The organism is Exiguobacterium sp. s145, from assembly GCF_018618835.1.
Classification (GTDB): Bacteria; Bacillota; Bacilli; order Exiguobacteriales; family Exiguobacteriaceae; genus Exiguobacterium_A; species Exiguobacterium_A artemiae.
In genome coordinates this window covers 46,307-60,955 of the sequence record NZ_JACSMV010000018.1, presented here as the reverse complement: position 1 = coordinate 60,955, position 14,649 = coordinate 46,307, and the positions used below count along the sequence as shown (strand labels likewise).

The window sequence follows — 14,649 nt, the reverse complement described above, 5'->3', positions numbered from 1 at the left end:
AAAAATTTAGATGTGGCCATAGAAAAAGCTCCCTTCAAAAGTAGACTGTTTTGTTATTTCAACTGTCTACTTTTGTGGGAGCATATCACTTTCGAGGATGGTCGTCTTTTTTGGAAAAAGACGCGATCTTCAACCAGATTTCTAATGAATGTTGCTTGAATAAAATAAGAAACGGGAAAATACAAGTGTAGACTGGCAGCTTGTAATCGGGAGGTGTTGGTGATGGCACGACAGACGAAATTAATGGAGTGGCAACAGGCGGGTTTGATTGATGCAGAGACAGTCGACCGGATTAAAGCGTATGAAGGTCACCGTCAAAAAAAGAAACGTGTGCCGTTGTTGTTGATTGTCGGATTGACCTTTGTCGGGTTAGCTTTGCTCAGTTTCTTGGCTGCCAATTGGCAAGCGATTCCTGCCCTCATTAAAATTGGTTTAGTGTTGGTCATCATGGTCAGTTGTTATGTGTTGGCCGATGTATCGGAACGACGGACGATTTGGAATCCGGTTGCTTTTCGGATTCTTGGACTGGTTGCCTTTGCCGGAGCGCTCATCGTCACCGTCCAGAGTTTTCATATGTCCATGCAAGGTTCGTTTATCGGTTGGGCCGTCTTCCTCGCCGCGCTCGCCCATTTCTTTACGTGGCGTCATCCGGCCTATGCGATTGTTGCCTTCATCTCAGGTTTGAATATCTTTACCGGAGTCGGCGGATTTGGAACGGAGCATGCCACGTTTCTCGACTGGACATCGATTGTCCTCGTCGTGATCGTATCGCTTGCCTGGTTCTATTTCAGCCAGTCCTTCCCGTCCCTGATTCTCAGTTGGTTATTTCTTTATCTGTCGGGACTTGAGTTGTTTGCCCTTGTCTCTTACGACGGTGTCCTTTGGCCAATCTGGACCTTATTCGTGCTTGTCCCGCTGTTACTCGTCGTTAAACAAGACAGCGATCGTCATTTTCTATACCATCTGTATCTGATTGTCGCTGCCATCAATTCACTGGTTTATTTAACGGTCCGTGCCGAAACGACGGACTCCGTCATTCCTTTAGGAGAAGCCGTCGCACTTGCTGTTTTCGGTCTCGCAATCGGCTACTTGATTTACCAAAAATTCCGTCCGTTACTTTGGATTTTACCGCTCGGTTTGTTCGGATTCCTTTGGTTGGACGAACAGGCCATCTTGATTGCTGCGCTCGTCGAAATCATTGCCTTTGTTTATTTGATTGTGCAGGAGCGCCAAGGTCGTCGCCTGACGATTCCATTCGTTTACTTCATCGCCGTCCAACTGACGATTTATTTCATCTATGCCTGGGATCGCCTCGATATGTCGTTGTTCTTCCTCGTTGGTGCATTGCTCGTCTTCCTGATTGCCGGTGTCCTGTGGTGGATTCGAAAACGTCATGAAGGAGGGGTTCCGTCATGAAACGGTATCTGTTTCCAGTCCTGCAAATCATCGTCGTCCTCGGTGTGATCCTCAGTTTTTACTCCATTTCCTGGTTCGGTGACAGTTACCGCTTTCGGGCGGAACCGTATGATCCGTTCAGCCCGGTCTATGGTGAATATGTCATGTTGCAGTATCCTGATTTGAAACCTGCGGATTCCGTCAAAAAAGGATTGGTCTACGTTACGTTTACAACGGATTCTGATGGTTATGCCAAGATCGACCGTATCTCAAATGACCGCTTTTTCGGTTCCGTTGCCGGAGATTATTACGACAAGTACGTCACGATTCCCCAATTAAACCAGTATTATGTGGAACAGGGAACAGGAAAAGGGTACGAGGATGCAAAAAAATTAGTCGTCAAAGCCGATGTCTCGCCGTGGGGTACGGTTCGGGCAACCGATTTGAGTGTTCGAAATTGAACTACCTCCACCTACGCTTCGCTAAGAGGTGGAGGATTCCTGAGTTATTCAACCTAGCGGTCAAAAATTTATCAGGCTAACCCCGTCGTCCCGACGGTTGAACGTTGATCTTGTCCGTTTCTTTTATGCGGATTCCTACTCTGCTTGGTTTTCGCTACTTCGGTCATCCGCAAGGTGAACGTTGAAGATTTTACGTGACAGACGAACTTCCTGTCACAACCCTATATCTTCAGTTTTCAAAGAACATGACTATTTTTTTATTCCTGATTTTAATTGTTTTCAAACCAAGAGTGTCGGGCAATTGACGTGTCGCAAGACACGCCTTGCCCGAAGACGATTCATCCCCCACTTGCACTAGGGCCTCGCCCTGAACGTTTAGAAGTGGGAGTATTCTCGTCTGATTTTGATAAAAAGACCGCCTGGATGGATACACGAAATCCATGTACAATCCAGGCGGTTTTAATTAAGCTGATTTTTTCACTTTTTCCCAACGCGGTGAGTTGAGCAATTCAATCCATTTCCGGACCGCTGAAATCGTGATGACGATAGCTAAGATCCCCATCGTGACCGACAGAATCGTATTCAGGATACTGAAGCCGGCAGAAGCCGGATTCGCATAGACATTGGCGACCATCCAGATATCAGCGAACGTCACTGTTACAAGCAAGTAGACAAGCGGAATGAATGTCGTCAAGGCATACACTTTTTTGTCGGCAATCTTCAGGATGATTGTCGTTCCGATAATTAAGCCGATCGACGCCATCAACTGATTGGAGACACCGAACAAGGCCCAAATCGAACCGATGTCGCCGGAGAAGAGCAGGTACCCCCAGAAGAACGTACCAAGCGCACTGGCGAAAATCGCACCCGGGATCCAGTCGACCCGTTTTAACGGTTTGTAGAATTCACCGAAGAAATCTTGGATCAAGTAGCGGGCAACGCGTGTTCCGGCATCGATCGCCGTCAAAATGAAGACCGCTTCAAACAGAATGACGAATTGGAAGAAGAAGCCGGCAATTTCACGGAACCAGGGAATGGCCCGGAAGATGAACGTCATACCGACGGCCAGTGAAACGGCTCCACCGGTCCGTCCGGCGAGATCGAGTCCGATTTCCCGTGATAATTCATCAAGGTAAACGGTGCTCATACCGAGTGTCGCAAAGACTTCCGGTGTCGAATTGATGGCGAAGTAATCTCCGACTTCAAGAGACGTTGCGGCAATCAACGCCATGACAGCGACGAGACACTCAACAAGCATCGCACCGAAGGCGACCGGTTTGATATCACTCCAACGATTGATCATCTTCGGTGTCGTTCCGGAGCCGACGAAAGCGTGGAAACCGGAAATCGCGCCACAGGCAATCGTGATCGAGATGAATGGCCAGACCGGACCGGCAATGATCGGACCGCCACCGTTGACGAATTTCGTGAACGCCGGGAAACGGATATCCGGATTGATGATGAAGACACCGACGATCAAGGCAAAGAAAACACCGATTTTCATGAAACTTGATAAGTAATCACGCGGTGCAAGCAACAACCAGACCGGCAGTGCTGCAGCGAAGAAGGCATAAATCGGTAACGCAATCGCGAGTTGACGTGACGACAGGTCGAACCATGTTCCGATGAACGTGTCAGTCAACTGGGGACCGAAACCGATTGCAGCAAGAATCAATAGGAAACCGACGACGGAAGCCAAGGCGAGATTGCCGCCTTTTCGTAAATAGATACCGACACCCATGGCAATCGGAATGGTCGAGAAGACAGCGAACGTGCCCCATGGATTATGTTCCAAAGCATGGAGGACGACCATTGAAAGTCCGGCCATCGTAATCGTGATGATGAAGAGCATAGCGAGACCGGCACAAAAACCGGCAACCGGCCCGAGCTCTTTTTTAGCGACTTCCGATAACGACTGCCCATCCTGACGCATGGAAGCGAACAAAACGACCATATCGTGGACGGCACCACCGATGACAGCACCGATCAAAAGCCATAAGAGGCCCGGTAAATAGCCGAACTGAGCGGCAAGGACAGGACCGACGAGCGGACCGGCAGCGGCGATTGCTGCAAAGTGGTGACCGAACGAAACCCATTTGTTGGTCGGGACGTAATCTTTTCCGTCCGCAAACTTATGGGCCGGTGTTTCCCGGTCCTCTTTAATTTTTAAGACTTTGACAGCCATGAATGTGCCATAGAGACGATAAACGATCAATAAAATACAAATGACGGCAATAACAATAGGTGTAGCGCTCATGCGTGGACCTCCTCATAAACTGGTATGAGAAAAGTGTACTTGATTTGGAAGCGCTTTCTTTTGTTTGTCGGATGAACCGTTCGTTTTGACCGATGACATGTCGAAAAAGAGCGGTGAACGGAAAAAAGAAAGCTCTCAAATCCCGAGAGCTTCCTTTAAGACTTTGACATACGTCCGGCTGACCGGCACATCAATCTGCTGGATCTTGATTGTATAGGCCCCGTTGAACCACGGTTCGATCGCTTCGATGGCTGCCAAATTGACGAGGTAGGAACGATGGACACGAAGAAAGCGGTGACCCGATAATTTTTTTTCGAGTTCCTGCAACGTATCGTTCGACGGATAGGCGTCGGAACGCGTCACAAGCTTCGTTTTTCCGTTTTCCGCGACAATGTAGTCGACATCTTCAGGGGAAAGTAATTTTAACTGATCCCCGGATTCAACGGCCAATCGTTCAATCCGCGGTGTTTTCGGCGCCGGTTTGCGCATGATTTTTTCAATGGCCCGGCTGATCCGTGACGGATCGTAAGGTTTGAGAATGTAATCGTAAGCGTTCAGTTCGAAGGCTTCGAGGGCGTGGGTATCATACGCTGTCACGAATAAAATCGCAGGTGGGTGCGGCATCGATTGCAGGCGTTTCGCGACATCGAGTCCGCTCCCGTCAATCAGTTCGATATCCAAAAACACGAGATCCGGCTGCAACGTCCGAACGAGTTGCTCGGCTTCACCGACGTGGCCCGTTTCTGCGATGACGTCGAGTCCGGCCCGGACGACATGGTACCGCAACTCGTCCCGGGCAAGCGGCTCATCTTCAATTAGGATCGTGCGCATGGGAAACCTCCTTTCCTGTTTCGATGGGCAGATGGATGGTGATGGTCGTACCTTCTCCCGGTTGACTAGTCAACCGGAACGACCCGTTTTCAGCATACAGACTTTTAATCCGTTCGGCTGTATTGAAAAGGGCAGTGCCGGTACCGTTGGATTCAACGACTTCCCGACCGAGGCGTGTCAGGCGTTCCGCGTCGATCCCGCGTCCGTTATCGACGACTTCCAAAACGAGTTGATCCGCGGTTAACCAGGCCGTGACGCCGACATATCCGGTTTGACCAGGACTAAACGCATGCTGGAAGGCATTTTCGATCAACGGTTGGAGTACGAAAGGCGGAACAAGTAATTGTTCCGTCCCGTCCTCTAAATCAATATCAACGAACGGGCGGCTCGGAAAACGGGCCGCTTCCAGTGAGATATAGGCTTCGATATGTTCCAGTTCTTTTTGGAGCGGAATTTTCGTCGAGCGGGCACCCTGCAGGTTGCTGCGGAAAAACGTCGACAGTTCGAGCAATAAGGTCCGTGCCTGTTCGACATCTGTCCGACATAACGCGTAAATCGTATTGATGGCATTAAATAAAAAATGCGGATGGATCTGTGCTTCGAGGGCCCGGATTTCAGCATCCTTTAACAGACCGGCTTGCCGCTCGGCTTTCCCGAGGGCGAGTTGGGTCGAGAAGAGCTTGGCCAGTCCTTCGATCAATTCGACTTCGACGGCGTCGAGCAATTCAGGATGAGGATAATACACTTTGAGTGTCCCGATTGTCGTTTCGCCGATTGTTAACGGAGCAATGATGCCCGCCTGTAACGGGCAATCTGCTTTTGGACAACCGATCTCATCCCGATCGGTGACAAGCCTCAGTTGTCCGTCTGTCAAAACATGCTCCGTCGGACGGGTCGTCCAGTGCCCGCCGGATTGGTGATGGTCACTGCCGACACCTATATGTGCCAAAATGACTGATTGATCCGTCAAGGAGACCGCATCGGCGCGTGTCTGTTGTAATAAAATATCTGCCACGGCTTCCGCGGTTTGGATAGTTAAGCCGCGTGTCAAATGAGGTAAGGTCAAATCCGCGATATGCAGGGACCGTTCCGCTTCACGGGCCCGAACGTGTTCCTCTTCACGCGCGGCGAGACGGATGATCGATAAGAACAGCCAGACGCCGAGGACGTTGACGACGGTCATCGGAAGAAAGATGAACTGGATCAGTTCGAGGGCGGCCGGGAAAGGGTCGGAAAACAGAAGAATCAATGACATTTCGAAAACCATTAAAAAACCTGTCAGGCAAATCGGCAGTAATGCCCGACTGCCGAGACGGTCGCGCCAGTAGGGACGGAGTAATCCACTGACACCGCCTGCGACGACGGTCGAGAGGGCGCAGGCGAAAGCGGTAAACCCGCCAAGTGTATAGCGGTGAATCCCAACGAGGAGACCGGTGATCGTTCCACCGATCGGACCGGCGAGCAATCCGCTGATGACGACAATCATCGTCCGTGTGTTGGCGATTGCTGATGTACCGTCAACCTGTTCGAGCCAAGTGTGCGGTAAGAACTTGGCTAAATCGACCTTGACTCCCGTGTAATTACTCAAAATCCCATAGGTGGCGAAAATTAGAATCAGCAACCCAAACTGCCAGCCGGCTTCCGGCTGTTTCAGTAAACGCCGCGTCGGTCCCCACTGGGCGAGGATGAACGCTAAAATGATCATGATGCCGAGCCGTTCCAGTAAAAAGGGTATGAGTTCAAACATGACATCCCTCCATTCGTCCTAAGTGTAAACGTTACCGAAAAGGAGGACAACGAAAAAAACTCCAACCGATCCGAAGATCGTCTGGAGTTTCGTTAGTTATTATTGAGCATCTTTATCGAATGTAATTCGAGCGATCGCATCATGCTGGTGAATCGTTTCTTCGTTACGGCATTCGACGAAGAACGATGCAATCGGGTCCATTTCGTAAAGGTCGGCAGCGATTAAGCGCACCATATCTTCTACGAAACGCGGGTTTTCATAAGCCATCTCTGTAACACGCTTCTCATCCGGACGTTTTAGGACCGGGTGCAGAGGTGCTGATGCATTGGATTCCGCTGCATCAAGAAGTTCCTGCTTCCAGTTGAAATCATCGGCTTCATCGCGTAATGAAGCTTCCATTGTCACGTAACCGCGTTGGTTATGTGCACTGTATTCGCTGATTTCTTTTGAACATGGGCAGAGTGTCGTGACGTTGATTGTCAGACCGACTGATAAAGTTGCTTCGTTTGTTTCTGTGTTGACGCTGACCGTCTGCCAGACTTCCGCGTTCATCAATCCGCTGAGTCCTGTTGCCGGTGCTTTGCGTGTGAAGAACCATGGGTAACGGATTGTCAGTTGTCCTTCGGATTGTTCCATGCGCTCCGCCAGTTCGCGGGCGAATTGGATGAGTGATTCGTTTGTGACGACCCAACCTTCGTTGTGGTACTGATCCAGTTGTTCCGTCAAACGGCTCATATTGATCCCTTTACGGTCCTGGACAAGTGAAGTCGAAAGTTCAAATGTCGCAATCGTTGCTTGTGTTGTTTCGCCGTCTTGAATGACGACCGGGTGTTTGACGTTTGAGATTCCTACAGCATCGAGTGCGAAGAGGAAGTTCTTCGGTGTGTTCTGCAAGTCGATCATTTTATCTTTTTCAGTCGGCTTCGTTCCTTTAATAGGAGGAACAGAGCCAAACAGCTTGTGGCGCTCTTCTTTGGTTGGCAGTGTAACCGGGTAGGTAGACATTCGTATCGGCCCCTTTGTCCTTTTGTAGTAGTGCAAGTAGTAATAACATGACAGGAATGCTAGAGACGAGCAAGTCTGGTGATTCCGTGAATGTGTTGTCGCGACGTATCGTTGCTATGAATTTTATCACGAACCTTCCTAAAAACAAAACTTACAAGACTCGGAAGAAACAGTTTACGTATTTACAGGTATAACTTGCTTGCAATCGGGTATATTATCATATAGTATGTGTTCATGTGAACGTGTAAATGACGTATCTAATGAAAATTGATTTTCAATGAAAAATCGTAAACAGGAAGGAATGAAGTAGATGGATTGGCAGTTAGTACTTCAATATGCCTGGGTTGTCCTCGTCTTAATCGCTTTAGAGGGACTACTTTCGGCGGATAACGCACTCGTCCTGGCCGTCATGGTCAAACACTTACCGGGCGAACAGCAGAAAAAGGCTTTATTTTATGGATTGGCAGGAGCATTCGTTCTTCGATTTGCAGCATTGTTCGCGATCTCATTCCTCGTCGATATCTGGCAGATCCAAGCACTTGGTGCCGCCTATCTGTTGATCATGGGGCTGCGGCATATTTATAAAACCGTTAAAGCCCGGCGGATCGGTGAGAATCACGGAGCAGAAAACGAGCTCGACGCTGAGCCGAAATCAGAGGAGCCGGTCTCGAAAGCCGAGTTCTGGAAAACAGTCGCGAAGATCGAATTCGCTGACCTTGCGTTTGCGGTGGACTCGATTTTGGCAGCCGTCGCCCTTGCCGTCGCCCTTCCGAACTGGGGAACCGGTGAAATCGGTGGATTGAACACGGGTCACTTCGTCGTCATCCTGACAGGTGGACTGATGGGTGTCGTCCTGATGCGTTTTGCAGCCCGCGTTTTCGTCAAGTTACTGGCGGAACGTCCGGGTCTTGAAACGGCAGCCTTCGCGATCGTCGCCTGGGTCGGGGTCAAGCTTGCCGTCCTCGCGCTCGAGCATCCGAAATACCATGCATCAATCGAAGGAACGATTTTTGAAGCGATGAAACTTCCGGAAGGATTCGCCCACAGTACACCGTGGCAGATCTTCTTCTGGACCGTCATGGTCGGTCTCGCACTTTGGGGCTGGTTCTCTTCTCCAAAGACGAAATCAAATCCCGATGCTGAAAAGAAAGTCGAAAAAAATCTGTAATCTTCATCAGGCTCTCCTTCCGGGGGAGTCTTTTTTTGTCTAATCATCCGGAAGTTCGGGTAAAAAGAACAGTCAGATTCAAGTGTTCAGTCTTTTGCTTTTAGATAAGCGGCCTTATAATAAACTTACTGAACAAAAAGGGGATTCGTTTTTATGGATATTGGATTAATTACACAGTATGCGACGGTTGGACTTGTTTTAATCATCTTACAAGGTCTGCTGTCAGCCGATAACGCCATGGTCATGGCTGTTCTCGTGCGTCCGTTACCGGACGATCAACGTAAAAAAGCACTGTTTTATGGATTGATCGGAGCACTTGTCCTGCGTTTCGTCGCGATTTTCTTTGCGTCGTACTTAGCGACGATTTGGGAGTTGCAGGCGCTCGGCGCCATTTATTTGTTCTATGTGGCGTTCAAGGGGATTGTTGAAGCCCGTTCGAACAAACATCAGATTCCGGAGTCCGCTTCTGCTAAAAAAGCATCACCGAATTTCTGGTGGACAGTCGTCAAAGTCGAATTCTCCGACTTGGCGTTTGCGGTCGATTCAACGCTTGCAGCCGTTGCGATGGCAACGACGTTACCGATGATTGGCGGAACAATTGGCGGTTTGAACACAGGACAATTCTGGGTTGTCTTCTTCAGCGGAATCATCGGACTTGTCATCATGCGTTACTTTGCCAGCTGGTTTGTTGTCTTGTTACAAAAACGACCAGGTATCGAAGAAGCGGCCTTTTGGCTTGTTGCCTGGGTCGGCGTCAAGTTGGTCGTTATGACGCTTGCGCATCCGTCGATTCACGTTTTACCGCATGAATTTCCGGAAAGTACGCTTTGGCAGACGATTTTCTGGGTCGTCCTCGCCTTGATTTTAGTACTCGGTTGGTTCAGAAGCGGTCCGAAAACAGACAAATAATAATTCGAAACGGACAGGGTCATCATTCCTCTGTCCGTTTTTTATGAGGAGAGATGACAATGCAAAACGGTAATTTTATTCGTATGCTGACACGGATGCAAAATGTCCCGCGCTGGGATGAATACGCACCACGTTTTCCAGATAATGCGGCAAGTCACAGCTTCCGCGTCGCGTTATTCAGTTTGATGGCGAGTTATCTTGAAGAAGAGGCGACAGACATCAAATACGATCGGTTGACGTTACTCGGGAAAGCCCTGTTCCACGATATGAATGAGGTCATCACAGGACCGATTAAACACCGGACAAAAAAAGAACCGACCTTGCATGCGCACATCCAGGCGATGGAGCGGCAGGCGAGTGAAAAACTCGTAGCGTTGCTGTCGAAGTCCCTTCAACCGGATTTTACGAATTATCTGGTGTTCGCAGAAGATGACTCGCCGGAAGGACAGCTTGTCGAAGCGATTGATACATTTGATGCGATGTTGTTTGCGAAGAGGGAAGCGGAAGTAACGGGATCCGCATTTTTCCTTGCGAAGACGAATGAGCTCAAAGCGGCACTCGAAATCCATCCGTCGCCTGCCATCCGGACGTTAACCGCATCAGTTTGGGCAAAAGATGATATGTCGCGTTTCATCGATAACGTCTTGATGATGGATACGATCCGCCGCTGGAAAGGACGATTCAATACGATTGATGACAATGATGCAACCCATGCGTTTCGCGCAGCGTCACTCGGATTGTTTAACGGCTTGATTGAGTCCAAAAAGTACGGAGTCAACATCAATACGGCAGAAGTCGTGTCGCGTCTGTTATGTCATGATTTGGTCGAAGGGACGACAGGTGACGTCCTCGGTCCCGTCAAGCATGCGACGCCGGTCACGGCAGCGGCTTTTGAAGCCTATGAGCGAACGGAAGGCGAAGCGTTGATTAATCTGTTGCCGTCTTCAATGCGAAAAGAATTTCATCGGTTCGTCGTCGAAGCGAAAGACGAGACGTACGAAGGACAGATGGTTGATGTCGTCGATAAGCTCGATGCGTTGATCAAGATGAATATGGAACGGAAATTGAATGGTGTGGAATATGAGACCGGTTACCGGGCCCAGTTGAAGAAAGTCCAAACGGTCTATGAAAATCCATCCGTCGTCTTTTTCCTGGCGTATGTCTTACACGATTTGGATTATGTGACATCTTAAATAAAGGAGGAAAAACATGACGAACACTTCACCGATTCAAACGAAACGATTGACTCTAATCCTGATTTTAGGATCACTCGCCGCACTCGGTCCACTGTCGATTGACATGTATTTACCGGCATTTCCCGATATGTCGCGTTCATTTGGCGCCAGTGCTTCCTCGATTCAACTCAGCTTGACGGCCTGTATGCTCGGGATGGCACTCGGGCAGATCATCGTCGGTCCGCTCAGTGATGTCCGGGGACGGAAACGTCCGTTGCTCCTGGCGTTATCTGCGTATTTACTGGCATCACTTGCCTGTGCCTTTGCGCCAACGATTGAAGTGCTGATTGCACTGCGGTTTGTCCAAGGCGCAGCCGGTGCATCGGGAATCGTCATTTCACGGGCGATTGTCCGCGATTTATTCGAAGGACCCGAACTGACGAAGTTTTTTGCGGCATTATCACTGGTCAACGGAACGGCACCGATTCTGGCACCGATCATCGGCGGACAGATTTTACGGTTCGGCGATTGGCGTATCGTCTTTTATCTGCTGGCCGTCTTAAGTACGTTAATGCTGATTGCCGTGGCGTTCCGGTTGCCGGAAACCCTGCCTGTCCATCACCGGGTTGAAGGGAATTTGAAGACGACGTTCCAAACGTTTGGACGGCTGTTATCGGACCGGACCTTCATCGGGTATGCCTTTGCCCAAGCCTTTGCCATGGGCGCGATGTTCGCTTATATTTCCGGTTCACCGTTCGTCTTACAAAACATCTACGGCGCAAGCCCGCAACAATTCAGTTTCCTGTTTGGTCTGAACGGCATCGGAATCATTTTGGCAGCACAAACTGCCGGACGGTTGGCCGGACGCGTCGACAGTGAAAAGATGATGCGGATTGCCTTGACAGTCGTCGCTATGGCCGGAATCTGTCTGTTTCTTGCCCTGACGTTATCCGATTCCTTGATTCTCGTCATGATTCCGCTGTTCTTCGTCGTCTCGAGTGTCGGGATGATTTCGACGCTCGGTTTTACCTTGGCAATGCAGAATTATGGTTCGACAGCAGGAAGTGCGTCCGCGTTGCTCGGTTTGTTACCGATGCTTGTCGGCTCACTTGTCTCACCGCTTGTCGGCGTGATGGGGGAAGAGTCGGCGTTACCGATGGGCTTGATCATCATGACGCTCGATTGTCTGGCACTGCTCGTCTATACATTACTGATTGTGCGCAGAACACAATAAAAAGATAGATTCGCTGAAGCCGATTCCTCTTTGAGGGAATCGGTTTTTTTTGTTGAAGACCGTATTTGGAAAAAATGTTGTCAGAAAAAATCAGTCATTTTGAAACTATTTCCAAAAGTAAACCGTAAATAAAGAGGAGCTCAGCACAGAAGAGAGGAGCAGTCGGATGAAAAAACGATCTTTTTCAGATACACGGCCGGTATCTGAATCAAACAACCCTCGGACACTCGAAAGTTTGCTCGCGCGGCATTATGCGGCACAAAAAAAGTATGCCCGCCGGTATCAGGAAGCAGACAGTCCACGGGAGAAAGAATTAGCCGAATTGTTATATGAAGAAAATCGACATGCGTATCTTCAAGCCTATCGGCAACTGTATGGATCGAATCCGTTTATCGAGGTGACCGAAGATGGACGTTAGTACGCTTTATCTGTATGCACTTGCCGCTGCTGCCTGCGGCGTTTTATTGTCTGTCGTCTTTTCCGATTTGATTCCGGGCATCGATCAAATCTTTCATCCGACGTTAATCCTGTCCTTTGTCATTTTGACGTCCGCTTTCGGATTCGGGCTGGAACACCTGACGTTACTTGGTTCGCTTGTTATTTTGCTAATCAGTGCCGGTATCAGTCTCATCTTGACGTCTTTGTTGCATTTATTCATTTTTGTACCGCTTGCGAAAGCGGAGCAATCCATCAGTTTTTCGGAACAGACGCTTGAGGGACGCAGTGCCATCGTCATCCTCCCGATTCCGGAGGACGGTTACGGTGAAATTCTCGTCGATGATGTGTCAGGACGAATTGCCAAATCCGCCGTTCTTTTTGAAGGTCCGGCTCTGGCACAAGGAACAAAAGTCATCATCATTGAAATTAAACAAGGCGTGGCGCATGTCATGACCTATCCTACGCAGTGGAAAGAGGAGATGTTTTCATGAATCCGATTATTATTGTAGCAATCATAGCCGGTGCACTGATTTTAGCGCTGATCGCCTTATTCGTCACAAAGTACCGCACAGTCGGACCGGAAGAAGCGTTGATCGTGTCCGGGAGTTATCTCGGGAACAGTCCGACCGTCAACACGGATGAATCCGGCAACCGGGTCAAAATCATCCGTGGCGGCGGAGCGTTTATCTTACCTGTCTTTCAGCAAGCATCCCCGCTCAGTCTGCTGTCGAGCAAGCTCGAAGTGACGACACCGGAAGTCTATACAGAGCAGGGTGTTCCGGTCATGGCAGACGGGACAGCCATCATCAAAATCGGCAGCTCGATTTCGGAAATCGCGACGGCAGCCGAACAATTTCTCGGGAAATCAAAAGAAGACCGCGAAGGCGAAGCGCGGGAAGTCCTTGAAGGGCACCTGCGTTCGATTCTTGGTTCGATGACAGTCGAAGAAATTTACAAAAATCGTGATAAATTCTCACAGGAAGTGCAACGTGTCGCATCACAGGATTTAGCGAAAATGGGACTGATCATCGTATCGTTTACGATCAAAGACGTCCGCGATAAGAACGGTTATTTGGAATCACTCGGGAAACCCCGCATTGCCCAGGTCCGCCGCGATGCCGATATAGCAACAGCCGATGCAGAAAAAGAAACACGGATTAAACGGGCAGAAGCCTCAAAAGATGCGAAAAAAGCTGAACTGGAACGGGCGACGGAAATTGCGGAAGCGGAAAAGGAAAACCAGCTGAAGATGGCCGATTACCGCCGTGAGCAGGATATCGCGAAAGCAAAAGCCGACCAAGCGTATGATCTTGAGAATGCCCGCGCTCAGCAGGAAGTCACGGAACAACAAATGCAAATCAAAATCATCGAACGTCAGAAACAAATTGAACTCGAAGAACGCGAAATTCTCCGCCGTGAGAAACAATACGATGCGGAAGTGAAAAAACGAGCTGACGCGGACCGTTACTCCATCGAGCAGGCGGCCCAGGCCGACCGGGCGAAACAATATGCGGAAGCCGATGCCACGAAATACCGGATTGAAGCTTCTGCGAAAGCCGACGCTGAACGAATTCGTCTTGATGGTCTGGCCAAAGCGGAAGCAGAGCGGGCACAAGGGGAAACAGAAGCCGATATCATCCGTCTGAAAGGTCTTGCAGAGGCCGAAGCAAAAGAAAAAATCGCGCAAGCGTTCGAACAGTTCGGACAAGCGGCGATTCTCGATATGGTCGTCCGGATGATGCCGGAATATGCGAAACAAGTCGCGGCACCACTCGGCAACATCGACAAGATTACAGTCGTTGATACAGGGAGCGGCGAGGGCGGCGGTGCAAACCGGGTGACCGGATACGCGACCGACTTGATGGCCTCGTTACAGGAGACGCTTAAAGCGTCATCCGGCATCGATGTGAAAGACTTGATTGAAAACTTCTCGGGTAAAGGAACGGCGAAACCATTGACGGTCAACTTGAATCAAGGAGAGCCGGTCGCATCAGGAAAATCTGAATGAAACCGAACATAATTTAACAGG

General features: G+C 49.6%; 13 protein-coding genes. 9 read left to right on the top strand and 4 right to left on the bottom strand.

What is annotated here, in order from left to right:
* Window positions 1–222 precede the first annotated feature (222 nt).
* Window positions 223–1,416: a DUF2157 domain-containing protein gene (locus tag KNQ07_RS12720; RefSeq protein ID WP_012369135.1), complete on the top strand. Its 1,194-nt coding sequence runs from the start codon at window positions 223–225 to the stop codon at window positions 1,414–1,416.
* A complete protein-coding gene (locus tag KNQ07_RS12715; protein ID WP_012369136.1) occupies window positions 1,413–1,856 on the top strand; it encodes a GDYXXLXY domain-containing protein in 444 nt (147 codons plus the stop codon). The genes KNQ07_RS12720 and KNQ07_RS12715 overlap by 4 nt, the downstream gene beginning before the upstream one ends.
* A gap of 463 nt (window positions 1,857–2,319) precedes the next feature.
* Here KNQ07_RS12715 and KNQ07_RS12710 read toward each other — a convergent pair whose 3' ends face one another.
* From KNQ07_RS12710 to folE2, 4 genes are all read right to left on the bottom strand, one after another.
* Window positions 2,320–4,113, bottom strand: a complete 1,794-nt coding sequence (locus KNQ07_RS12710) for a carbon starvation CstA family protein (protein ID WP_214767082.1) — start codon at window positions 4,111–4,113, stop codon at window positions 2,320–2,322.
* A 135-nt stretch (window positions 4,114–4,248) separates the two neighbouring features.
* Window positions 4,249–4,944, bottom strand: coding sequence for a LytR/AlgR family response regulator transcription factor (locus tag KNQ07_RS12705; RefSeq protein ID WP_214767080.1), 696 nt, complete (start codon window positions 4,942–4,944; stop codon window positions 4,249–4,251).
* Window positions 4,925–6,691 (bottom strand): LytS/YhcK type 5TM receptor domain-containing protein, encoded by a 1,767-nt coding sequence (locus tag KNQ07_RS12700; protein WP_012369139.1) that lies wholly within the window; start codon window positions 6,689–6,691, stop codon window positions 4,925–4,927. The genes KNQ07_RS12705 and KNQ07_RS12700 overlap by 20 nt, the downstream gene beginning before the upstream one ends.
* A 99-nt stretch (window positions 6,692–6,790) precedes the next feature.
* Window positions 6,791–7,696, bottom strand: coding sequence for a GTP cyclohydrolase FolE2 (folE2, locus tag KNQ07_RS12695; protein ID WP_012369140.1), 906 nt, complete (start codon window positions 7,694–7,696; stop codon window positions 6,791–6,793).
* 310 nt (window positions 7,697–8,006) lie between these two features.
* Here folE2 and KNQ07_RS12690 point away from each other — a divergent pair, with 310 nt between their 5' ends.
* The 7 genes from KNQ07_RS12690 to KNQ07_RS12660 all read left to right on the top strand — a co-directional run bounded on the left by KNQ07_RS12690 (window position 8,007) and on the right by KNQ07_RS12660 (window position 14,628).
* Window positions 8,007–8,864: a TerC family protein gene (locus KNQ07_RS12690; protein WP_214767078.1), complete on the top strand. Its 858-nt coding sequence runs from the start codon at window positions 8,007–8,009 to the stop codon at window positions 8,862–8,864.
* A gap of 153 nt (window positions 8,865–9,017) precedes the next feature.
* On the top strand, window positions 9,018–9,773 hold the full coding sequence (locus tag KNQ07_RS12685) for a TerC family protein (RefSeq protein WP_012369142.1): 756 nt from the start codon (window positions 9,018–9,020) through the stop codon (window positions 9,771–9,773).
* Window positions 9,774–9,832: 59 nt separating this feature from the next.
* The gene (locus KNQ07_RS12680; RefSeq protein WP_012369143.1) at window positions 9,833–10,966 is read left to right on the top strand and encodes a YfbR-like 5'-deoxynucleotidase; all 1,134 of its coding nucleotides are present in this window, start codon (window positions 9,833–9,835) and stop codon (window positions 10,964–10,966) included.
* A 16-nt stretch (window positions 10,967–10,982) separates the two neighbouring features.
* On the top strand, window positions 10,983–12,182 hold the full coding sequence (locus KNQ07_RS12675; RefSeq protein WP_012369144.1) for a Bcr/CflA family multidrug efflux MFS transporter: 1,200 nt from the start codon (window positions 10,983–10,985) through the stop codon (window positions 12,180–12,182).
* 166 nt (window positions 12,183–12,348) lie between these two features.
* Window positions 12,349–12,600 (top strand): hypothetical protein, encoded by a 252-nt coding sequence (locus KNQ07_RS12670; protein WP_012369145.1) that lies wholly within the window; start codon window positions 12,349–12,351, stop codon window positions 12,598–12,600.
* Window positions 12,590–13,111 carry an NfeD family protein gene (locus KNQ07_RS12665; protein WP_012369146.1) on the top strand — a complete coding sequence of 174 codons (522 nt, stop codon included), beginning with the start codon at window positions 12,590–12,592 and terminating at the stop codon, window positions 13,109–13,111. The genes KNQ07_RS12670 and KNQ07_RS12665 overlap by 11 nt, the downstream gene beginning before the upstream one ends.
* On the top strand, window positions 13,108–14,628 hold the full coding sequence (locus KNQ07_RS12660; RefSeq protein ID WP_012369147.1) for a flotillin lipid rafts scaffold protein FloT: 1,521 nt from the start codon (window positions 13,108–13,110) through the stop codon (window positions 14,626–14,628). The genes KNQ07_RS12665 and KNQ07_RS12660 overlap by 4 nt, the downstream gene beginning before the upstream one ends.
* The last annotated feature ends 21 nt before the right edge of the window (window positions 14,629–14,649 follow it).

Bases quoted from the DNA above. Each gene is read 5' to 3' on its own strand.
- KNQ07_RS12720 (WP_012369135.1), top strand. From the start codon at position 223: ATGGCACGACAGACGAAATTAATGGAGTGGCAACAGGCGGGTTTGATT.
- KNQ07_RS12715 (WP_012369136.1), top strand. From the start codon at position 1,413: ATGAAACGGTATCTGTTTCCAGTCCTGCAAATCATCGTCGTCCTCGGT.
- KNQ07_RS12710 (WP_214767082.1), bottom strand. From the start codon at position 4,113: ATGAGCGCTACACCTATTGTTATTGCCGTCATTTGTATTTTATTGATC.
- KNQ07_RS12705 (WP_214767080.1), bottom strand. From the start codon at position 4,944: ATGCGCACGATCCTAATTGAAGATGAGCCGCTTGCCCGGGACGAGTTG.
- KNQ07_RS12700 (WP_012369139.1), bottom strand. From the start codon at position 6,691: ATGTTTGAACTCATACCCTTTTTACTGGAACGGCTCGGCATCATGATC.
- folE2 (WP_012369140.1), bottom strand. From the start codon at position 7,696: ATGTCTACCTACCCGGTTACACTGCCAACCAAAGAAGAGCGCCACAAG.
- KNQ07_RS12690 (WP_214767078.1), top strand. From the start codon at position 8,007: ATGGATTGGCAGTTAGTACTTCAATATGCCTGGGTTGTCCTCGTCTTA.
- KNQ07_RS12685 (WP_012369142.1), top strand. From the start codon at position 9,018: ATGGATATTGGATTAATTACACAGTATGCGACGGTTGGACTTGTTTTA.
- KNQ07_RS12680 (WP_012369143.1), top strand. From the start codon at position 9,833: ATGCAAAACGGTAATTTTATTCGTATGCTGACACGGATGCAAAATGTC.
- KNQ07_RS12675 (WP_012369144.1), top strand. From the start codon at position 10,983: ATGACGAACACTTCACCGATTCAAACGAAACGATTGACTCTAATCCTG.
- KNQ07_RS12670 (WP_012369145.1), top strand. From the start codon at position 12,349: ATGAAAAAACGATCTTTTTCAGATACACGGCCGGTATCTGAATCAAAC.
- KNQ07_RS12665 (WP_012369146.1), top strand. From the start codon at position 12,590: ATGGACGTTAGTACGCTTTATCTGTATGCACTTGCCGCTGCTGCCTGC.
- KNQ07_RS12660 (WP_012369147.1), top strand. From the start codon at position 13,108: ATGAATCCGATTATTATTGTAGCAATCATAGCCGGTGCACTGATTTTA.